This is a genomic window from Streptomyces antarcticus (genome assembly GCF_026627255.1).
Lineage (GTDB): Bacteria > Actinomycetota > Actinomycetes > Streptomycetales > Streptomycetaceae > Streptomyces > Streptomyces antarcticus.
The window spans coordinates 14,908-34,125 of record NZ_JAPNLM010000048.1; the positions used below are offsets into that span (position 1 = coordinate 14,908).

General features: G+C 72.7%; 17 protein-coding genes. 6 read left to right on the forward strand and 11 right to left on the reverse strand.

What is annotated here, in order from left to right:
• Positions 1-17: 17 nt before the first annotated feature.
• On the reverse strand, positions 18-683 hold the full coding sequence (locus tag OTB16_RS37290) for a hypothetical protein (protein WP_267727103.1): 666 nt from the start codon (positions 681-683) through the stop codon (positions 18-20).
• A 168-nt stretch (positions 684-851) separates the two neighbouring features.
• Between OTB16_RS37290 and OTB16_RS37295 the strand changes: the two genes are divergently transcribed.
• Positions 852-1,460, forward strand: a complete 609-nt coding sequence (locus OTB16_RS37295) for a hypothetical protein (RefSeq protein ID WP_267727105.1) — start codon at positions 852-854, stop codon at positions 1,458-1,460.
• A gap of 56 nt (positions 1,461-1,516) precedes the next feature.
• On the opposite strand, the gene OTB16_RS37300 is transcribed toward OTB16_RS37295, so the two are convergent.
• From OTB16_RS37300 to OTB16_RS37310, 3 genes are all read right to left on the reverse strand, one after another.
• Positions 1,517-2,296, reverse strand: coding sequence for an enoyl-CoA hydratase/isomerase family protein (locus tag OTB16_RS37300; protein ID WP_267727106.1), 780 nt, complete (start codon positions 2,294-2,296; stop codon positions 1,517-1,519).
• Entirely contained in the window at positions 2,293-2,718 is a 426-nt protein-coding gene (locus tag OTB16_RS37305) for a Zn-ribbon domain-containing OB-fold protein (protein WP_267727128.1), read from the reverse strand. The genes OTB16_RS37300 and OTB16_RS37305 overlap by 4 nt, the downstream gene beginning before the upstream one ends.
• Before the next feature lie 107 nt (positions 2,719-2,825).
• Positions 2,826-3,977: a lipid-transfer protein gene (locus OTB16_RS37310; protein ID WP_267727108.1), complete on the reverse strand. Its 1,152-nt coding sequence runs from the start codon at positions 3,975-3,977 to the stop codon at positions 2,826-2,828.
• A 90-nt stretch (positions 3,978-4,067) separates the two neighbouring features.
• Between OTB16_RS37310 and OTB16_RS37315 the strand changes: the two genes are divergently transcribed.
• Positions 4,068-5,984 (forward strand): FadD3 family acyl-CoA ligase, encoded by a 1,917-nt coding sequence (locus tag OTB16_RS37315; RefSeq protein WP_267727110.1) that lies wholly within the window; start codon positions 4,068-4,070, stop codon positions 5,982-5,984.
• On the opposite strand, the gene OTB16_RS37320 is transcribed toward OTB16_RS37315, so the two are convergent.
• The 3 genes from OTB16_RS37320 to afsR all read right to left on the reverse strand — a co-directional run bounded on the left by OTB16_RS37320 (position 5,981) and on the right by afsR (position 10,685).
• Positions 5,981-6,712: a class I SAM-dependent methyltransferase gene (locus OTB16_RS37320; protein WP_267727112.1), complete on the reverse strand. Its 732-nt coding sequence runs from the start codon at positions 6,710-6,712 to the stop codon at positions 5,981-5,983. The genes OTB16_RS37315 and OTB16_RS37320 overlap by 4 nt on opposite strands.
• Before the next feature lie 228 nt (positions 6,713-6,940).
• Positions 6,941-7,111, reverse strand: coding sequence for a hypothetical protein (locus tag OTB16_RS37325; protein ID WP_267727114.1), 171 nt, complete (start codon positions 7,109-7,111; stop codon positions 6,941-6,943).
• 223 nt (positions 7,112-7,334) lie between these two features.
• Entirely contained in the window at positions 7,335-10,685 is a 3,351-nt protein-coding gene (gene afsR, locus OTB16_RS37330; protein ID WP_267727116.1) for an SARP-family global regulator AfsR, read from the reverse strand.
• 132 nt (positions 10,686-10,817) lie between these two features.
• Here afsR and OTB16_RS37335 point away from each other — a divergent pair, with 132 nt between their 5' ends.
• Both OTB16_RS37335 and OTB16_RS37340 read left to right on the forward strand, forming a co-directional pair.
• Positions 10,818-12,044, forward strand: coding sequence for an amidohydrolase family protein (locus OTB16_RS37335; RefSeq protein ID WP_267727118.1), 1,227 nt, complete (start codon positions 10,818-10,820; stop codon positions 12,042-12,044).
• A gap of 234 nt (positions 12,045-12,278) precedes the next feature.
• A complete protein-coding gene (locus tag OTB16_RS37340; protein ID WP_267727119.1) occupies positions 12,279-13,136 on the forward strand; it encodes a hypothetical protein in 858 nt (285 codons plus the stop codon).
• On the opposite strand, the gene OTB16_RS37345 is transcribed toward OTB16_RS37340, so the two are convergent.
• The 3 genes from OTB16_RS37345 to OTB16_RS37355 all read right to left on the reverse strand — a co-directional run bounded on the left by OTB16_RS37345 (position 13,127) and on the right by OTB16_RS37355 (position 15,362).
• Positions 13,127-13,972 (reverse strand): aldo/keto reductase, encoded by an 846-nt coding sequence (locus tag OTB16_RS37345; RefSeq protein ID WP_267727121.1) that lies wholly within the window; start codon positions 13,970-13,972, stop codon positions 13,127-13,129. The two genes, OTB16_RS37340 and OTB16_RS37345, sit on opposite strands and share 10 nt — an antisense overlap.
• Positions 13,906-15,117 carry a JmjC domain-containing protein gene (locus OTB16_RS37350; protein ID WP_267727123.1) on the reverse strand — a complete coding sequence of 404 codons (1,212 nt, stop codon included), beginning with the start codon at positions 15,115-15,117 and terminating at the stop codon, positions 13,906-13,908. The genes OTB16_RS37345 and OTB16_RS37350 overlap by 67 nt, the downstream gene beginning before the upstream one ends.
• Positions 15,118-15,206: 89 nt before the next feature.
• Complete coding sequence (locus tag OTB16_RS37355) at positions 15,207-15,362, reverse strand: hypothetical protein (protein ID WP_157853303.1); 156 nt, start codon at positions 15,360-15,362, stop codon at positions 15,207-15,209.
• A gap of 747 nt (positions 15,363-16,109) precedes the next feature.
• Here OTB16_RS37355 and OTB16_RS37360 point away from each other — a divergent pair.
• A complete protein-coding gene (locus tag OTB16_RS37360) occupies positions 16,110-17,468 on the forward strand; it encodes a helix-turn-helix domain-containing protein (protein WP_324290937.1) in 1,359 nt (452 codons plus the stop codon).
• Here the strand turns inward: OTB16_RS37360 and OTB16_RS37365 are convergent.
• Positions 17,438-17,971, reverse strand: coding sequence for an NUDIX hydrolase (locus OTB16_RS37365; protein ID WP_267727125.1), 534 nt, complete (start codon positions 17,969-17,971; stop codon positions 17,438-17,440). The two genes, OTB16_RS37360 and OTB16_RS37365, sit on opposite strands and share 31 nt — an antisense overlap.
• 230 nt (positions 17,972-18,201) lie before the next feature.
• Here OTB16_RS37365 and OTB16_RS37370 point away from each other — a divergent pair, with 230 nt between their 5' ends.
• The gene (locus OTB16_RS37370) at positions 18,202-19,098 is read left to right on the forward strand and encodes a trypsin-like serine peptidase (protein ID WP_267727126.1); all 897 of its coding nucleotides are present in this window, start codon (positions 18,202-18,204) and stop codon (positions 19,096-19,098) included.
• Positions 19,099-19,218 lie beyond the last annotated feature (120 nt).

A 19,218-nucleotide genomic window follows, 5' to 3' on the forward strand; every position in this document is an offset into this window, starting at 1 on the left:
TGCGGGGAGGGCCGGGGCTACGGCTGCTGGTCCCTGGGGGGCCTCGGGCCCCAGCCGGTCGGACCCGTGGGGCCGGAGGGGCCTGAGGGGCCTGAGGGTTCCGGCGGGTGGGCTTCGCCCGGGTCCTGGTGGGTGGGCGGGTACGCCCGAGGAGGGTCCTGCGGGGCCTGCGCGTACGGGGCCGGGTCCTGGTGGGCGGGCGGGTACGGGGTGCCGTACGGTGCCTCGTCCGGGGCGGCGGGAGCGTCCGTGCGGCGGCGGCGGGAGGGGCGGCCGCTCATCACGGCCGCGCCCAGGAGCAGCAGCGCGCCTCCGCCGAAGGCGTTGGCGAGGCCGTCGCCGAGGCCCTGACCGTCACCGCCGACCGAGAGGCTGCCCGCGGCCTGGCCCTGGCGGACCATCCACAGCACGGCGAACCCGAGCACGACGACCCCGGCCAGCCCCATGAGCAGCCGCGAGCGGAGCACGACCGCGACCAGCGTCAGGAGGGCGGCGAAGAGGAAGGGCAGCAGGATCGACCCGAACAGGGAAGCCCGGTCGTCGGTGATGCCGGCGCCGGAGAACAGCTCCTCGATGCGGTAGTCGCGCCCTTGGCGGTAGCCGTACCAGGCGCGGAACGGGCTCCAGACGGCGGCGGCCGCGCCGATCAGCCCCAACAGTGAACCGAGTGCGTTGCGGATCATGCCCGGCCCTTCCCGATGGCGACCCCGTCCCGACGCTACGCCCGGGTACCCGTCGCCGCACGCGCAAGGAGCCGGGCGTCCGGGTCGCGGAGATGCCGTGCGGCCCGGTCCGCGCCGGCCGGAGGCTGGTACCGTGACCCGCCGTTGTCCAGGGGGAGGGGTGGGGCCATGGTGGCCGTACGTCGTATGCGGTTCACGGCCGTGCTGATCACCGTCGTTTTCGCGCTGACCGGTTTTTCGTCGACCGGCGGGAGCGGCAGCAGCGGGAAGAGCAAGAGCGGCGGTGGCGGCTGCTCCAGTTCCAAGAGCAGCAAGAAGAAGACGCACAGCGGGAGCGGGAGCAGGAACGGGAACGGTGGCAGCGGCAGCTCGGCGAGCGCCACGCCGTCCACGAGCCCGAGCGGTGACCCGGCCACGGCCGTGGTCGCCTCGTGCGCCGGCGCGACCCCGCCGGTCACCACCGTGAAGGTGACCTCCCGGCTGGACCGCAAGGCCACCTTCGAGGTGAACCTGTACCGGGAGACCGCGTCCGGCACCGTCCTGGAGGCGACCACCGCCCGGGTGACCCTGGAGGCGCGGGCGACCGGCACGGTCGACGTCGCCCTCAAGGAACCGGCGCGCGCCGCCGAGGTCAAGACCTGCCGGATCGGCACGGTCTCCGTCGTGTCCTCCTCGGCGTCCGCCACCGGCAGCCCCGCGCCGACCTCGTCGTCGGGCGGGTCCACGAGCGGGTCCACCTCGAAGCCCAAGCCGAGGGCCACCAAGCGGCGCTCCTGAACCCGGCAGCCCCGGCCCGTAGCGCCGGCTCGTACCGGCCCGGTCCGTGGCGGCGGTCAGCGCAGGCGGTACTCGCCTCCCGGCCGCCGCCGGGAGGCGAACAGCTCCGCCTGCCGCTCCGGCGCCAGGTTCCCGAGCGTGATCAGTGCCGGGGCCTGGTCCAGGGCCTGCCGGAGCGCGGCCCGCTTCGCGGACCACAGGGCCCGTACGGTGCCCTGTACGGCCTCCGTCGGGAAGCCGGCCAGAGTGTGCGCCGACCGGAGCGCCGCCGGGAGCAGTTCCTCGGGCGCCGTCAGCTCCGAGACGAGGCCGATCTCGTACGCCCGCCGGGCGGAGAGCCGTTCCGCCGTGCCCATCAGGGACATCCGGGCGGCCTCCCCGAAGGGCATCCGCTGCGCCATGTAGACCGCCTCGTACGCGCTGACCATGCCGTAGGCGGTGTGCGGGTCGAAGAACGTCGCGCTCTCGGAGGAGACGATGAACTCCGCTTCGCCCAGCAGGTAGAAGGCCCCGCCGCAGGCCATGCCGTTGACGGCGGCGATCACCGGCTTCCACAGGTCGGCCGCCTTGGGGCCGATCGCCACCAGCGGATCGTCCACCGAGTACGGGGACCCCGGCTGCGGCACGTCCACGCCCCGGTCGATGCCCGTGCAGAACGCGGCCGTCCCCGCGCCCGTCAGCACGACGGCCCGTACCGCGTCGTCGAAGCGGAACTCCCGCCATACCGCGCTCAGTTCGGCGGCCGTCTCCAGGTCGATGGCGTTGTGCCGGTGCTCCCGGTCCAGGGTGACGACCGCGACCCCGGTCGACGCGTCGCGCTCCACCCGCAGCGTCACGGCTTCTCCAGGACCCAGCGCGGCACGGCCATCCCGCCCGTCTCGGTGAAGACCACCTGGACGCGCGCCCCGATGCGCAGCCGGGCCGGGTCCACCGAGTCCAGCGGGGCGTCGGCGGAGGTGACGAGGTTGCCGGCCAGCCGGATCTGCGGGGCGTCGGCGAGCTCCACGAGGATCACGTTGTACGGGGCCTGCGCGGCGTACGCGGGCAGCAGCGGCGGATGCGGGCGTACGTACGACCAGATGCGGCCGCGGCCGCTCATCGGCCGCCACTCGCTCGCGAAGGACCGGCAGTGCGGGCAGCAGGGGCGGGGCGGGAAGCGGAGCCTGCCGCAGTCGGCGCAGGCCTGGACGCGGAGCTCGCCCCGGGCGGCGTACTCCCAGAAGGGGGCGCCGTCCTCGTCGGGTACGGGCAACAGCAGCGCGTCGGCGGCGGGGGCGGGCTGGGCGGCCGGGACCGCCGGAGCGGCCGGAGCGCTCACGGGCGTGGTCACGGGCGTGGTCTGGGGCGCGGTCATGGGTCGGCTCCTCAGGCTCTCAGCAGGATCGCGGACGTCGGGACACCCTCGCTCGCCGTCACCAGGCAGGTCGCGGCGTCCGGCACCTGGGCGGTGGAGGTGCCGCGCAGCTGCTTGACGCCCTCGTTGATCAGGTTGAAGCCGTGGACGTAGGCCTCGCTCAGCCCGCCGCCCCCGGTGTTGATCGGGAGCCGGCCGCCCATCTCCAGCGCGCCGCCCTCGGTGAAGGCGGCGCCCTCGCCGCGGCCGCAGAAGCCGTAGCCCTCCAGGGAGAGCGGGATGAGCGGGGTGAAGGCGTCGTAGATCTGGGCGACGTCCACGTCCTGCGGGCCGAAGTCGGCCTGCTTCCAAAGGTGCCGGGCGGCCGTCCAGGCGGGCCCGGTCAGCGGGTCGTCGTTCCAGTAGTTGACCATCCCGTGGTGCTGGGCGGGCAGGCCCTGAGCGGCGGAGTGGACGTAGACGGGCTTCTGGCGGCAGTCCCGGGCGCGTTCGGCGGAGACGATCACGCAGGCCAGCGCGCCGTCGGTCTCCAGGCAGTTGTCGAAGAGGCAGAGCGGGTCGCTGATCATGCGGGAGGTCATGTACATCTCGCGGGTCAGCGGGCGCTCGTACATCATCGCGGCCGGGTTCTCGTTGGCCCGGTTGCGGCAGGCCATCGCCACGTTGAAGAGGTGGTCGCGGGTGGCGCCGTACTCGTGCATGTAGCGCCGGGCCAGCATGCCGATCTCGTCGGCGGGGCGCAGCAGGCCGAAGGGGCGGGTCCACTGCCCGGGGGTGGGCAGCTGGACGGCGGTGTTCTTCCAGGGACGCGGTCCGGAGCCGCGCTTGCGCGAGCGCCAGGCGACGCCGACGGTGGCCTGGCCGGTGGCGACGGCGGCCGCGAGGTGGCCGACGGTGGCGCAGGAACCGCCGCCGCCGTAGCCGATCTTGGAGAAGAAGGTGACATCGCCGGCGCCGATGGCCTTGGCCACCTCCACCTCGTCGGTCTCCTCCATGGTGTACGAGGAGAAGGCGTCGACCTCTGCGGGCTCTATGCCGGCGTCGGCCAGTGCCGCCAGAATGGCCCGGCAGGCCAGTTCCTTCTCGGACTGCGGCAGTTGTCTGGCAAAGGCGGTCTGGCCGATGCCGACTATCGCCGAAGCGTCCTTGAGCGTTGCCGCCATCGCCACCTCCGGGTGCACCAGTACTGACAGCCGCGAAGGCTACAGCTAATCTGACGGATAGTCAGCTACTGGTGTCGGGGAGGGCGGACGATGGACGACGAGGGCGCGAACGAAGAGCTGCACGAGGGCCCGCACGAGGGCCTGCGCGATGGCCGGGACGATGGCCCGCGCGATGGCCGGGGCGAAGACCGGGGCGCGGGCCCGGGCGGCGCAGGTCAGGGCGGGTGCACGGACGGCGGCGGGTACGCGGGGCCCGCAGGCGGGCACGCGGGGCCCCCGGACGGGCACGCCGACGGCGCGGGCGGGCCCGCCGCGGGCCCGGGCCACGACGCCGCAGGCCCGGGCCACGACACTGCGGGCCACGACGCCGCGGGCCCCGGCGGAGACCCGCGGGGCGACCTGCGCTGGGGCAGCATCGCGGGGCTGGTCAGGGAGGCCGCGGCCCGGTACGCCGACCGCGAGGCCGTCGTCGACGGCCGCGTGCGGGTCAGCTACGCCCAGCTCGGCGAGCGCGTCGAGCGCGCCGCGGCCGCCTGTGTCGCAGCCGGGGTCGAGCCCGGCGACCGGGTCGCCGTCTGGGCACCCAACACCCTCGAATGGATCGTCTCCGCCCTCGGAGCCGTCTCGGCGGGCGCGGTGCTCGTCCCCCTGAACACCCGCTTCAAGGGCGTCGAAGCCGCGTACGTCCTCCAGCGCAGCCGCGCCCGGCTCCTCTTCGTCACCGGCACCTTCCTCGGCACCTCGTACGTCGCCTCCCTGCGCCGCGCCGCCGCCGACGGGCCCGGCGACGGGCCGCTGCCCGGGCTGCCGCACCTGGAGCAGGTCGTCGTCCTCGCCGACGACGCCCCCGACTCCTTCCGCACCTGGAAGGACTTCCTGGCGGGCGGGGACGCCGTGTCCGCCGAGGCCGTCCGCGCACGCGCCGGGGCGATCCCCTCCGACGCCCCCTCCGACATCATCTTCACCTCCGGCACCACCGGCAGCCCCAAGGGCGCCGTCATCACCCACGCCCAGTCGCTGCGCTGCTACGCCGTCTGGAGCGAGCTCGCCGGACTGCGCGAGGGCGACCGCTACCTGATCGTGAACCCCTTCTTCCACACCTTCGGCTACAAGGCCGGGATCATCGCCTGCCTGATGCGCGGGGCAACGATGGTCCCGCAGCCCGTCTTCAACGTGGACACCGTCCTCGCCAACGTCGCCGCCGAGCGGATCTCCGTGCTCCCCGGACCGCCCACCCTCCACCAGTCGCTCCTGGACCACCCCCAGCGCGACCACCACGACCTGTCCGCCCTGCGCCTCGTCGTCACCGGGGCGGCCGTCGTCCCGCTCCAGCTCGTCGAACGGCTCCGCAGCGAGCTGCACATCGCCACCGTCCTCACCGCCTACGGGCTCTCCGAGGCCAGCGGCATCGTCACCATGTGCCGCCGCGCCGACCCGGCCCGCGTCATCGCCGAGACCTCCGGCCGGCCCATACCCGGCACCGAGCTGCGGATCGCCGGCCCCGACGGCACGCCGCAGCCCGCCGGAACGGCGGGCGAGGTGTGGGTACGCGGCCACCACGTCATGCGGGGCTACTTCGAGGACGCGGCCGAGACCGCGGCGGCAATCACCCCCGAGGGCTGGCTGCGCACCGGCGACGTCGGGGTCCTGGACCGGGCCGGGAACCTGCGCATCACCGACCGGATCAAGGACATGTTCATCGTCGGCGGCTTCAACGCCTACCCCGCCGAGATAGAGCAGCTCCTCGGTCTCCACCCGGACATCGCGGACGTCGCGGTGGTCGGCGTCCCCGACCCGCGCCTCGGCGAGGTCGGCAAGGCGTACGCCGTCCGGCGCCCCGGCTCCACCCTCACCTCCGACGACCTGATCGCCTGGTCCCGGCGGGAGATGGCGAACTACAAGGTGCCGCGCGCGGTGGAGTTCGTCGCCGAACTGCCCCGCAACGCGAGCGGCAAGGTCCTCAAACGGGAACTCCGGATCCGCCGGGACCCGGAGGCGACGGTCTAGGGGGCAGCCTTCCGGGCCAGTACGAGCCGCCAGCGCGGGGCGCCCGAGGGCAGGCGCCCGAAGTGCTCCAGCGGGGCCGTCTCCACCGTGAAGCCGGCCGCCTCCAGGTCGGCGCGGACCGCGCCCAGGGGGAACGTCCGGTAGTACATGACGAACGGCGGCCGCCAGAGCGCGTTGCGCACCCGCATCGCCGCGTCGAAGCCCGCCAGCGCCCACCACGCGGGGTGGCGGGGCGGGATCGGCGCGCCGATCGGGAAGGCGAACAGGCCCCCCGGGCGGAGCGCGGCGTGCACCCCGGCGAAGAGGGCGGGCCGCTCGGCCGGCAGGAAGTGCCCGAAGGCCCCGAAGCTCACCGCCAGGTCGTACGCGTCCCCGAGCACGGGCGGCAGCGCCAGCGCGTCGGCCCGTACGAAGTCGACCCGCTCGTCCGGGTACGCCCGCGCGGCCCCGGCCAGCATGCCCGCGCTGAGGTCCACTCCGGTCACGCGCTCCCGGCACAGCCGGCGCAGCATGCCGATCGCGGCGCCGGTGCCGCAACAGAGGTCGAGGCCGGAGCCGAAGGAGCCCTCCCGCGCGGCGAGCGTCTCCTCGACGGCGTCGAGCATCCGGTCGGGGGTGCGGAAGGGCGTGTGGTCGAACTTCGGCGCGAGGAGGTCGTAGCCGCGCTCGACGGAGGAGAGGGCCTGCACGGCGAGTTCGCGGACGCTCGGCCCCTGGGAGGTGAACACGGCTCCACCCTAGAGCCAGGACCGATGACGACAAGGCGCCGGCTGAGCGCAAGATCTGGAAGCAGGGGAGGCGGACCCTCGTACGGCCGCCGCACGGGCACCCGTACCGCCGCCGCGCCCGGACGCGGGCGTGCGGCGGTCGCGATGGCTCCCCCTCCGGGCCACCGCGACCGCCGTTCCCCCGTGTTCCCCCGTAAGTCCTCGTGCCGCGTGCCGTGCCCGCCTTGGTTACGGGCGGGGACCGGACGCGTGGTTGTCCAGCGTCTGGATCTGCTCGTCCGCGGCCAGGGCGCCGTCGAGCGGCACTTCCGCGGGCTTCTCCGCCGGCTTCTCCAGCGGCTTGATCTCGACGCCCGAGGCGTGGTTGTCGAGCGGCACGATGTTCTCGTTCGTCGTCATCGGATTCTCCTGGTGGGTGGGTAGGGCCCGTTCGGCGATTCCCCCGCGGACCGCCGAACGGGTGGTCCTCCAACCGACCCTCCAGTCCCCCGTGCGGCGGGTCGATGTACCTATCGTGCCGTGCGGCGATAAACGAACGATGAACGTCCCGTTCATCGCCCGGCTGCGCAGGTCAGAGCCGTGTACGGGGGGTGCGGGGGTGCGGGGGCCGGTTCCGGACCGGTCAGGCGGCGATCTCGGGGTCCAGCAGTGCCCGTACCTCGGACAGTTCCGAGGAGTCCAGCTGCTCGAACACCGCCTCCGCGTCCCGCCAGCACGCCCGCGCCCGGTCCGACTGGCCCAGCCGCAGCAGCGCCTTGCCCAGCACCATCAGCACGGTGGCCCGGCGCCACTCCCCGCCGATGCCGCGCAGCGCGATGGCCTGCTCGGCGTGCGAGGCGGCCAGCGTCGGCCGGCGCGCGGCCAGATGGGCCTCGGCGAGCCGGAAGTGCGTCACGCCCTCCCACAGGGGCTGGCGGTTGTCGTGGAACAGCGACAGCGCCTCGGTGAGCTGCGCCAGGGCCTCGCCGAGCCGGCCCGCCTGGGTGAGCGCGATGCCCAGCGCGTAGCGGCCGTTGGCCAGGCGCAGGGTCAGGCCCATCCGGTCGTAGACGGCGATGCCCTGCCGGGCGAGGTCGATGGCGCTCGTGAGACGGCCCAGTTCCACGTGGATGCGGGAGAGGTTGCACAGGGCGCTCGCCTCGCCGATGTGGTTGCCGTCGGCGCGGAAGTTCTCTATGGCCTCCAGCAGGTAGCGCTCGCCGTCCGCGTGCCGGCCCTGGTAGAGGGCGATGATCCCGCGGTCGTTGGGCGCCCAGCAGCTGGGCAGCGGGTCGCCGGCCTCGCGGGCGAGCGCGGTGGCCTGCCGGGCCTCGTCGTCGGCCTCGGTGAACCGTCCGGCGACGAGGTGGGTGTTGGTGAGCGTGGTGCGCGCCCGGCCCTCGGCGCGGGGGTCGCCGGCGCAGCGGGCGGCGTCGCGCAGGGCCGTCGCGGCCGACTCGTACTGCTTGGAGTTCGCGCCGGACTCCGCGAGGTCCTTGGCCGCCCACAGCAGGTCCACGGCCCGGCGCAGCACCCGCGTCCCCTCCCGGTCCTGGCGTACGGCGCCCTGCCGGACGCAGGCCAGCAGCGGGTCGGCCTCGGCGTACAGCCAGTCCAGCGCGGCGCGCGGATCGGTGAAGACGAGCCCGGGGTGGCGGGTGGCGGACAGGTGCGCGGGCAGCCGGTCGCCGGGGCGCTCCAGGGCGTACACCCCGGAGGCGGTGGCCAGGTAGAAGTCCAGCAGCCGGTCGAGGGCGGCCTCGCGCCCGCTCGGGGGCTGCTCGTCGCGCTCGGCGCACGCACGCGCGTAGAGGCGTACGAGGTCGTGGAAGCGGTAGCGGCCGGGGGCGGCGGATTCGAGCAGGGAGCAGTCGACTAAAGCCTCGAGGAGGTCCTCGGTGTCCTGCTCGGGCAGGTCCAGCACGGCCGCGGAGGCGGCCAGGGAGATGTCGGGGCCGTCGGCGAGGCCCAGGAGGCGGAAGGCGCGCTGCTGGGCGGGCTCGAGCTGGCCGTAGCCCAGCTCGAAGGTGGCCTTGACGGCGAGGTCGCCGGCCTGGAGCTCGTCGAGGCGGCGGCGCTCGTCGGCGAGCTTCGCAGCGAGGACGGACACGGTCCAGGTGCGGCGGGCGGCGAGGCGGGAGGCGGCGATGCGGATGGCGAGCGGTAGGAAGCCGCAGGCGCCGACCACGTCGAGGGCCGCCTGGCGTTCGGCGCCGACGCGTTCGGCGCCGACGATCCGGGTGAACAGCTGGAGGGCCTCCTCGGGGCTCATCACGTCGAGGTCGACGAGGTGGGCCCCCGCGAGGCCCGCCATGCGGACGCGGCTGGTGACGAGCGCGGCGCAGCCCGCGGTGCCGGGCAGCAGCGGGCGGACCTGCGCGGCGTCGCGTGCATTGTCGAGGAGGACCAGGACGCGGCGGCCGTCGAGGGTGGAGCGGTACAGCGCGGCCCGCTCGGCGGGGGAGTCGGGGATGGCGGTGTCGGGGGTGCCGAGCGCGCGCAGGAAGGAGCCGAGGACGGCGACGGGTTCGGCGGGGCGCGGCTCGGTGCCCTGGAGGTCGACGTACAGCTGGCCGTCGGGGAAGTGCGGGCGGGCGGCGTGGGCCACGTGCACGGCGAGGGTGGTCTTGCCGACGCCGCCGATTCCGGCGAGCGCGGATACGGCCATGACCTGGCCCGCCCCGGCGGTGCCGGCCAGGATGCTGCCGAGCTCGTCGACGAAGCTGTTTCGGCCGGTGAAGTCGGAGACGGTGGCGGGCAACTGGGCGGGCCTTACCTGGACGGACGCCGCCGCGCGCGCCGGGTCCTCGGCGCGGGCGAGGTCGGCGTCGGCATTGAGGATGCGCTGCTGGAGCGCGGAGAGTTCGACGCAGGGATCGACGCCGAGCTCGTCGGCGAGGAGCCGGCGGGTGTCGGCGTACACGGCGAGGGCCTCGGCCTGGCGGCCGCTGCGGTAGAGGGCGAGCATCAGCAGCTCGCGCAGGCGCTCGCGCAGCGGGTGGGCGGCGGTCAGCGCGGTCAGCTCGGAGACCGCCTCGGCGTGCTGGCCGACCTCCAGGTCGAGGTCGAGCCGGGTCTCCACGAGCTGGAGCCGCCATTCCGCGAGCCGGGTCCGCTCGGTCTCCGCGTGCGGACCGGGGACGGCGGCGAGGGGTTCGCCGTCCCACAGGTCCAGGGCGCGGGCCAGCAGCGTACGGGCGAGGGCGCGGTCGCCCGCCGCACGGGCCGTTTCGGCGTCGGCGGCGAGGGAGCGGGCCACGCCGAGGTCGAGGGTGGCGCCGGCGCGCAGGCGGATGGCGTAGCCGCCGGACTCGGTGACGAGGAGTCCCGGGTCGAGGACCTTGCGGAGGCGGGAGGCGTACGTACGGATGGTGGCGAGGGCCTGCTGGGGCGGGTCCTCGCCCCAGATGGCGTCGATCAGCTCGGGCGCGGTGGCGGTACGGCCGTCGCGGAGCAGGAGCGCGGCGAGCAGGGCGCGCTGCTGGGGGGTGCCGGAGGGCAGCGCCTCGGCTCCGCGCCAGGCCCGGACGGGACCGAGGACGGCGAACCGGGAGCCGGAGACGGGGGCTTGGGGGGCTTCGGGGCCGTCGGTCCCGGGGGTGTCGGTCCCGGGGGTGTCGGCGGGCCGGGTCCCGGGAGCGGGCCGGGTCCCGGGGTGGGCGCGGGGCCCGTGGGGGGCCCGGGGCGCGGGTCCCGGAGCGGCGGCTCCGGCCGGGGGCGCGGTGGCGCCCGGCGTTGCGGCTGCCGGTCCGGAGGGTCCGGGCGCGGCGGGGCCGGGACCGGCCGTCGGGGGGCCGGCCGGGGCGGGTCGGGCTCTGTCGGCGGTGGGCCGGGCGGCTTGCGAAGGGGCTGCGGCGCGGGTGACGGCGGCCGTGGTCCCGGCGCCGGTGACCGCGGGGCTGGCGCCGGTGACCGTGGGGCTGCTGCCCGCGGAGCTGGTCCGGGCTGCCTCGGGGTGGTTCCGCGGCTGCGGGATGGCCGGTACGCCGTCCATCTGTCGTCCCCCCTGCCTTCCGTCGTTGTGAGGGCCAGTCTGCCCTGTGTCGCGCGTACACGTCAGCCCGTCACGTTCCGATACGCGTCCAACTAGCTGACGGTTCGTCAGATCAGCGCTACCGTATGGGTCATGGAGACCTTCCCGAAGATCATCTCGGTGGACGACCACACGGTTGAGCCCCCCCACGTCTGGCGGGACCGGCTCCCGTCCAAGTACAAGGACACCGGCCCCCGGGTCGTCCGCGCCCCCCTCAAGGAAATGACCTTCCTCGGCGGCAAGTTCGCCCCCGTCATGGGGGCCAGGGGCGACGACGGCCCGATCGGCGACTGGTGGGTGTACGAGGACCTGCACCGTCCGCTCACCCGCCTCGACACGGCCGTCGGGTACGACCGCGACGAGATCAAACTGGAAGTCATCACCTACGAGCAGATGCGCCCGGGGTCCTTCTCGGTTCCCGAACGGCTCGCGGACATGGACGTCAACCACGTCCAGTCGGCCCTCTGTTTCCCGACCTTCCCGCGCTTCTGCGGCCAGACCTTCACCGAGGCCAAGGACCGGGAGCTGGGACTCCTCGGCGTACGGGCCTACAACGACTGGATGGTGGAGGAGTGGTGCGGCCCCGACGCCCGCGGCCGGCTCATCCCCCTCACCCTCGTCCCGCTCTGGGACGCCCGCCTCGCCGCCGCGGAGGTCCGCCGCAACGCAGCCCGGGGCGTGCGCGCCGTCGCCTTCTCCGAGATACCCCCGCACCTGGGCCTGCCGTCCATCCACACGGACGACTGGGACCCCTTCCTGGAGGCGTGCAACGAGACCGGCACGGTCATCGCCATGCACATCGGCTCCTCCTCCCGCATGCCGTCCACCTCGGCGGACGCCCCGCCGGCGGTCGGCTCCACCATCACCTTCGCCAACTGCTGCTTCTCGATGGTCGACTGGCTGATGAGCGGCAAGTTCGAGCGCTTCCCCAACCTGAAGATCATGTACGCGGAGGGCCAGATCGGCTGGATCCCGTACATCCTGGAGCGCGCGAACGTGGTCTGGGAGGAGAACCGCGGCTGGGGCGGGGTCGCCGACAAGGTCCTGCGCCCGCCGTCGGAGCTCTTCGCCGAGCACGTCTTCGGCTGCTTCTTCGACGACGCCTTCGGCCTGAAGAACCTGGACGCGATCGGCGTCGGCAACGTCCTGTACGAGACGGACTACCCGCACTCGGACTCCACGTGGCCCAAGTCCCGCGAGGTCGGCGAGGCCCAGATGGGCCACCTCGCCCCGGACGTGGTGGACCGCATCGTCCGCGGCAACGCGATCGACCTCCTGAGCCTCACCCCGGACGGCCTGTGGGCGGGACCGGGGGCGTGAGGGAGGCCTGATACGTGCGGGGGCGCGTTCGCCGGGCGGGACGCACGCCAAGCCCGCACAGGTCACCGCGGATCGCCGTCCGCCCACACGTGGCCGGGGGCGGCCAGCCCGAGGCGAGGGCCGTCTCGGCAACATGCGCAGACGGAAGCGGGGTGGCCGCCGCGGGAGCTGACGAGCGGGTCGTGTGGGAGGGCCCGCTCCTGCTACGGTCACGCGTCCGCCGAGGAGGTCGTGATGACTGTTTCCCTGCCTGTCGCTGCACGGGTGGACCTGCGCCGTCAGCCGGTCGAAGACGTGCTGGGGCGCGTGGAGCAGGCCCTGCGCGTGCGACTGGATCGGCAGGCGCTGGTACGTAAGCGCCGTTCCGTGGGTGGCCGGACGGAGCGGGATACGTGGGTGCGTATCGAACGGCGGGGATTCGAACGGATCGGCCCGCAGGGCTGGAACGGGACCGAGGCCGCCGCCGTGCTGCAAGGGGTCGCGATGCCCGAGTGGTATCAGGGCGTGGCGTGGCGCGAGCCGGGCGAACCGGTGATGTGGCGGGCGGATGAGCTGGAGCTGATTGCGTCGCCGTCTGTCGCCAAGGGCGCCCTCGTGCTCGAAGACCCGGGGCTGCCGGATGCGTGGTGGGAGGCGCTGAACGCCTCTCTTGACGCCCTCGCTGAACAGCAGACACCGCGGATCGCGACGCCGGACACGGTGACGATCACGCAGGAGCACGTGACGCAGACGCTCGGGGAGGTCTTCCCCGGCATCACCGATACGCGGATCGAGCGGTGGGCGCCGGCTCATGCGGATCTGACCTGGGCCAACGTGATGGGACCGGAGTTCTCCATCATCGACTGGGAGGACTGGGGCATGGCTCCCCGGGGCCTGGACGCCGTAACGCTGTGGGGCAACGCGCTGGCCGTCCCGGCGCTCGCGGACCGCGTCCGCCAGGAGCGGCGTGCGGACTTGGAGAGCAGGGACGGCAAGCTGATGTCGCTGTTCTTCCTGTCGAAGGTCGTCGGACCCCACGCGTACGAGGAGGATCCGCTGCTGGTGCCGGCCCGGAAGGAGGCCGAGAGCCTGGTGGCTGAGCTTCAGCTCTGACGGTGCCCATGCAGGGCGCGCAGGTACTGACTGACGGCGGTGGTGTTCACATCGGCGCCCAGGGACTGGACCAGCTCGGCCAGGTGACCGGGGTTGTCGGTGCCGGCGGCCACTGCGGCGGCACTCGGTAGGTGGAACGCCGTACGGAATGCTGCCTGCACGCGGGACAAGCCATCGTGGGGCGGTCGAAGGAAGGGGCGAGGGTCGAAGTCCTCCCAGACCTTCCCGTTGCCACCCCCGAAGGGGCTCATGCCCCAGGTCTCGCCCGCCTGCCAGACATTGCGCAGGACGGCCGTGGTTTCGAGGAGGTCGATGCCCACGAGGAGCCCGGCCCGGACCATGAGGACGTCCGGAGACGGCAGGTCGTCCACCCCGACCATGCCGAGCGGCCGGGTGTCCCAGGAAGACACACCCCATGTGCGGCACAGGCCCTCGCGGGCCGCGTCGACCAGGGCGGTGCAAGCGCTGCCGAGGAGGGCGTTGCCATCGGCTGGGGACAGGCGCGTGAGGCTCCGTTCGGGGTTGTGGAGGAGCACGGTGTCAGGTTCTCTGCCGAGTTCCTGGGCCGCCTTCTCGATGGCCAGGCGCAGCCGACTTGGATCGAGGGAGTGCTCAGCACCCCCGGCGCCCGGGAAGAAGCCCACCTTCGTGGACAGGGCGAACTTCGGCAGCAGATCAGCAGCCGTCTCGGCCAGTACCGCGTGCGAGCGGAAGCCGAGGTAGGGAGCCGCGGTGTCCAGGGCGGTGACGCCGAGGTCGAGTGCGGTCGTCAGGATGTCGCGGTGGTGACGAGACCGGTGTAGACCGAGGACAAGGCGGGGGTCAGCTCCGTGCACAGTTCCTCCTTCAGCAGGATCTCGGCGAGCTGTTCCACGTCCAGGCCGGTCTTCTCGGCGGCGTCGGCGATGTCGACGGGGTGGCCGCTCAGCAGCAGGGCGAGGGCGGGGTACGCCTTGCCGGAGAAGGAGAGCTTCTTGCCCGCGGCGAGGACGTCCACGGTGTCGTGGTGCTGTTCGATCACGGGCTCGAAGTCGGTGACGCACACGACGGCCGCGGGCTTGCCGAACAGGCCGGTGGCCGGGGCATGCCGGGCCGCCAGGCGTTCCCGCTCCCGCGCATCGAAGAAGTCCTGCGGGGTCAGCTTCGTAGCCATCTCGGCGACGGCGTCGGCCAGGAGCCGCTGCTGCCCCTCCCACTGGCCAGGGGAGTTCCAGCGGTCCAGGTCGTACCGGAACAGCTCCTGCGTGCGGGCTTGGTCGGCGAGCCAGGCCAGCCAGTTCACGCCGACGCGCTTCACGATGCCGAAGGTGGCGTGCAGGCTGTAGCCGTCGCCCTGGTCGTCCCGTGTGGCCTGGTGCCAGAAGCCGCGCGGGATGTGCATCACGTCGCCAGGCTCCATGACGCCCTGCCACACGATCTCGTCGCTGGGCTCGGAGTTGGGGGCGGAGTCGCGGTACATCGGAGCCTTGCGCGAGGTACCGCGGACTTCCCAGCTCTTGCAGCCGGCGAGCTGGACGATCACGACGTCGTGGTCGTCCCAGTGGAGTTTGAAGCCGCTGGCGTTCTGCGTGGTCAGGTAGGCGTTCACCTGCACCAGCTCACGGGCCCACCACTGGAGCGCGCGGCAGGTGGCTTCCATGGCCGGGTCGAAGAAGTCGACCTCGTCCAGAACCATGGTGCAGCCCTCGCGCATCAGCGCGCCGACCCGGTGCATGTCGGCCATGGGGATGGCTTGTCCCCGCCGGGTGACGGAGGGGTGGATGTAGCGGCCAGGGTGCAGTTCGGCGCCGTCCTGGAAGATGCGGAACTGGGGGGTGGTGACGCTGCGGCGCATCACGAGGTCCAGCAGCTTCTTGGGGTTGAGCAGGCGATCGAGCATATCGAGATCCTCGATCGTTCCCCGGGCGAAAGCGGCTCCGAGTCCCCTGGGTCCGTCCCAGCCGAGGGCCTTCTCCATCGCGGTGACGAAGTGGTGGTCCACGTGTTCCTCCGGTCAGCGTCATGAGGTGAGGGCCGGGGGCCCGCCGTGGATGCCGGGCCCCCGGTCGGTGCTGTGGCGTGCTGGTGGTGCTACTCCTGCGGGAGGTTCAGGCCGTCGCGGTTCTCGCCGTCGTCGCCCGCGGAGGTGCCCGTGGAGTCGGACTCCGCCGCCGCGGCGGTGAAGCGGTCCTGGACCTTGATCAGGCTCTCGACGCCGATCAGCAGGTCTTCCTTCTGCGCTGCCATGTGTGTCTCCGTTTCCTGGAAGTCCAGGGCCGACGGATGTCGGCCCAGCCCCGAAGGGGCGTGCCTCACCAGCCCTGTTGTTTCCGGGCCGGTGAGGAGACGGGGAGTGGCGCGAGGCCACGGATGGAGCGAAGGCGGGATTCGTGCCGGAAGCCGGTCGCCGGTCAGAGACGGGGATCACCAGCGATGGCCAGGGCGACCACCAGGATGATGACGGCAGCGGCGCAGACGAGCACGGTGAGCTGTTGGCGCCAGCCCCACGGGGCTCGACCACGTACCCGGGGATCCCGATCCAAAGGGGCTTTCACCCTCGGGCAGTGGTCACTACGCCGCCCCCGGCGGGATGGATGCCGGCCGAAGGGCACCGGCCGATGTCGACGTACCGCCACAGCGGGGGCACTCGCACGGGGGGTAGCGGCCGGGGTTGGAGAGGACGTCGAACGGGTCGCCTTCCAGGACCCGCGTGCTCGGCGACCACGTACGGCCCGAGTCCCGCGATACCCGGACGCTCATCCGGACGCGGCGTTCCATGACCAGGTCAGGGATCGTCCCCGACTGCCGTTCGCTCTGTGTCAGCAGTGCCCGCCGAATCGTTCGAGGCGGTCGTTTTCGGTCGCTTCGCCATGTCCGGAAGCATCGCGATCAGAACGACGGGCCAGAAAGGCCCAGCGGATTACCCAACGTGGTTAACATTACCGTCGGTTGAGACCTTGAAGCGATGCGTAGCCGTCCTCCGGAGCGTGCCCGATGCCCGAGCCACGTCGCACGAAGGAACTACCGGCAGGTCTGCTCGCCGATCCCGAAATGATCGACGCGTGCCGCGTGCGCGACTTCGCGAGGGTCTTTCGCCTGGTCAAGGCGCGCGCAGGCATCTACCCGTCGATGATCGCGCGCCGGTGCGAGCTGACGCCGAGCCGGGTGGGGGAGGTGATCGCGGGCCGACGGCAGCTCCTCCACATGGACGTGATCGAGCGGATCGCCGACGGGTTGCGCATCCCGGGGCACATGCTCGGACTTGCCCGACGGGCGTGGGAAACACCGGTCGCGCTTGCCGTGGCAGAGCGAGAGCCACCGGAGCCGGTGCATCCGCCCGCCGGGCTCAGGCCGCTTGCAGCCTTACCCGGGGTGGAGGTGGACAGCGTCCTCGTCTTGGCTGCCGGGACCAATCCGAGCCCTTCCACTCTCCAGGCGCTCCGGTCCTCGATCGAGGACTACTGGCGACGCGATGACGAGCACGGAGGGGAGACCCTCCGACCGGCCGTCGTCGGCCAGCTTCGATACGTCGAAGGACTGCTGAAGGGTCAGCGTCCGACGCCGATACAGAACGGCCTTTACGGCATCGCGGCAGAGCTGGCGCGGCTGACGGGTTGGACGTACTTCGACGCCCGGCAGTACCAGCAGGCCCGCGCGTACTTCTCGGAGGCTCTGCAACTGGCCAGAGAGATCGACGACCATCCGTTCATGGCCAACGTGCTGGCCTGCATGAGCCTTCAAGCGACCTACCAGGAGAAGCCGGCGGACGCGCTCGCACTGGTGTCTGCTGCCCAGGACCAGGCCCGTGCCGCCAGCGGGGCGACGCCGAGGGTGCGGGCGATGCTGGCCATGCGCGAAGCCTTCGCCCACGCGACCTTGGGAGACCGGAAGGCCACGCACAACGCGATCTCCGAGGCTCACAGCCAGTTCGAGCGTATCCACGAGGGCGACCCGGACCCGGCATGGGTGACGTACTTCGATGAGCCGAAGCTCATCGTGGACACCGGCATTGCGCACGGCCGTCTCGGGGAGGCTGCGATTGCCGAGCCCCTGATCGCGGATGCGCTGGCGCGGGAGGATCCTGCGAACCAGCGGGGCCGGGCGTTCCATGCCTTCTGGCTGGCCCGCACGCAGCTCCAGCGGGGCGAGCTCGACCAGGCGTGCCACACGGCGATAGAGGCCCTGGTGCCTGCCGCAGCGGTGTCATCCGAGCGGGTGGCCGGGCACCTTCGCGAGTTCTACGAGCAGCTTGCGCCCTATCGCGAAGTGCCGGCCGCGGTCGCTTTCGAGGCACGTCTACGAGCGATGCTTCCCCCGCAGGATCAGCGGACCCCTTCGTCCATCAGGACGTAGAGGAGGCCGACCAGGGAGCCGCTGCTGACGATCTCGCGGCGGTCGATCATGTCCCGGACATTCGCCAGTGGGATCCACTCGACCCGGTCCGACTCGTTCTTCTCGGTCGGCGGCCCGTCGTACGTCGCACCGTCCGCGCGGAACAGGTGGTGCTGGGAGTCCGTGATGCCGTTCGCCGGTTCGGCGTAGATCAGCGGCTTCATCGGGCCCGGACGCCAGCCGGTCTCTTCGAGGACTTCACGGGCGGCAGCCTCGCCGGGGGTCTCGTCCGCTTCCACCAGGCCCATGGGCAGCTCCCAGGCCCACGCGTCCGTGATGAAGCGGTGGCGCCACATCATCAGGACCTCCTGGCGGTCGTTGAGCACGGCGGCCACGGACAGGTGGCGGAGCTTGACGACGTGGTGTTCCCAGCGGTGGCCGTCCGGCGTTTCGATGTCGGTGAGCCACAGGTTCACCCACTTGTTCTCGTAGATCGGACGTTCCCCGTGGATCTTCCACTGCATCGCTGCGGCCCCTCTCGATCGGTCTCCAGCATCGCAGAGCCAGACTGAACTACGCCTGCGTTCGCGCCAATTCGCGTCACAGTGACGAATATGGTGCGGGGTGCGCGCAGGGCTGGGCGGGGTGACGGGCACGACGACCGCTGTGCCAGTTCGGTGAAGCCGGCCGCTCCACCTTGCACCGGGTGTCGGGTGCGGGGCATGCTTCGCCGGGGCAAAGGGGAGTGATCATCATGCCGGTGGACAGGCGGTCCGTGGTGACGGCGGTGTTGTGCGCCGCGGCGGCGTTGGGGGCCTCCGCCGCCGTGGCCGAGCTGGTGCCGCCGCCCGAGGGGGCGGCAACCGTACGGGCCAAGGCCGCACCGACCGCGACCGCGGCCGCGGCCGGGAGCGGGAACGCCACCAGGGACGCCACCGGGAGCGCCGCCGCGAACGACCCGTCGCGCTCGCGAACGGCGAAGCCGCAGCTCTCGCCCCCGCCGGGGATGACGCTGCCGCCCGCCGTGGTGCCGCAGCCCGGCGGGCCCGCGGCGTTCACCGGGGCGCTGTTCACGAAGGGCCTGGACGGCGACCACTTCTGCACCGCGACCGTCGTGCACAGCCCGGGCCGCGACCTCATCGTCACCGCCGGGCACTGCCTGCTCGACGGCGAACAGGGCGAGGACGGCGCCGTCTTCGCACCGGCGTACGCGAACGGCGTCGCGCCGTACGGCACGTGGAAGCTCGAGCGGGTCTTCGAGGACGACCGCTGGGCGCAGGGCACGGACGACGACTACGACCTGGCCTTCGCCCGCCTGGCCCCCGACGCCCGGGGCCGGGACATCGAGGACGTGACCGGCGCCGCCGCGCTGGACACGAGCGGCCGCGCCGGTGAGGAGGTCACCGTCACCGGCTACCCCGCCGACCGCAAGGTGCCTCGTACCTGCACGGCGGTCGCGGTCCGCGAGAGCGCCACCGAGCAGCGCTTCGACTGCGCGGACTTTCCCGGCGGCACCAGCGGCAGCGCCTGGATCGCCCGCGACGGGAAGATCATCGGGATCCTGACGGGCGGCGACACCGACGACGTGTCGACCAGCACCGTCCTGGGGCCGTACGCGGCCTCGCTGTACGCCAAGGCCACCGCTTACTGACTTCGGCTCGCCAGGGTGATTCTCCACGGAGTGTCTGACGGGGCTGAGGTGTTGGCTGTATTCCGTGGTGTGTGAGGTATGCAGATGGGGGCGGGCTGACCGCCGAGGGACGTCGGCGCC

What these genes read in the sequence shown, in the direction of transcription:
- OTB16_RS37360 (WP_324290937.1), top strand. Translation starts at nt 16,110, where the DNA reads ATGCCCGAGCCACGTCGCACGAAGGAACTACCGGCAGGTCTGCTCGCC.
- OTB16_RS37340 (WP_267727119.1), top strand. Translation starts at nt 12,279, where the DNA reads ATGACTGTTTCCCTGCCTGTCGCTGCACGGGTGGACCTGCGCCGTCAG.
- OTB16_RS37295 (WP_267727105.1), top strand. Translation starts at nt 852, where the DNA reads ATGGTGGCCGTACGTCGTATGCGGTTCACGGCCGTGCTGATCACCGTC.
- OTB16_RS37370 (WP_267727126.1), top strand. Translation starts at nt 18,202, where the DNA reads ATGCCGGTGGACAGGCGGTCCGTGGTGACGGCGGTGTTGTGCGCCGCG.
- OTB16_RS37325 (WP_267727114.1), bottom strand. Translation starts at nt 7,111, where the DNA reads ATGACGACGAACGAGAACATCGTGCCGCTCGACAACCACGCCTCGGGC.
- afsR (WP_267727116.1), bottom strand. Translation starts at nt 10,685, where the DNA reads ATGGACGGCGTACCGGCCATCCCGCAGCCGCGGAACCACCCCGAGGCA.
- OTB16_RS37335 (WP_267727118.1), top strand. Translation starts at nt 10,818, where the DNA reads ATGGAGACCTTCCCGAAGATCATCTCGGTGGACGACCACACGGTTGAG.
- OTB16_RS37290 (WP_267727103.1), bottom strand. Translation starts at nt 683, where the DNA reads ATGATCCGCAACGCACTCGGTTCACTGTTGGGGCTGATCGGCGCGGCC.
- OTB16_RS37355 (WP_157853303.1), bottom strand. Translation starts at nt 15,362, where the DNA reads ATGGCAGCGCAGAAGGAAGACCTGCTGATCGGCGTCGAGAGCCTGATC.
- OTB16_RS37315 (WP_267727110.1), top strand. Translation starts at nt 4,068, where the DNA reads ATGGACGACGAGGGCGCGAACGAAGAGCTGCACGAGGGCCCGCACGAG.
- OTB16_RS37310 (WP_267727108.1), bottom strand. Translation starts at nt 3,977, where the DNA reads ATGGCGGCAACGCTCAAGGACGCTTCGGCGATAGTCGGCATCGGCCAG.
- OTB16_RS37365 (WP_267727125.1), bottom strand. Translation starts at nt 17,971, where the DNA reads ATGCAGTGGAAGATCCACGGGGAACGTCCGATCTACGAGAACAAGTGG.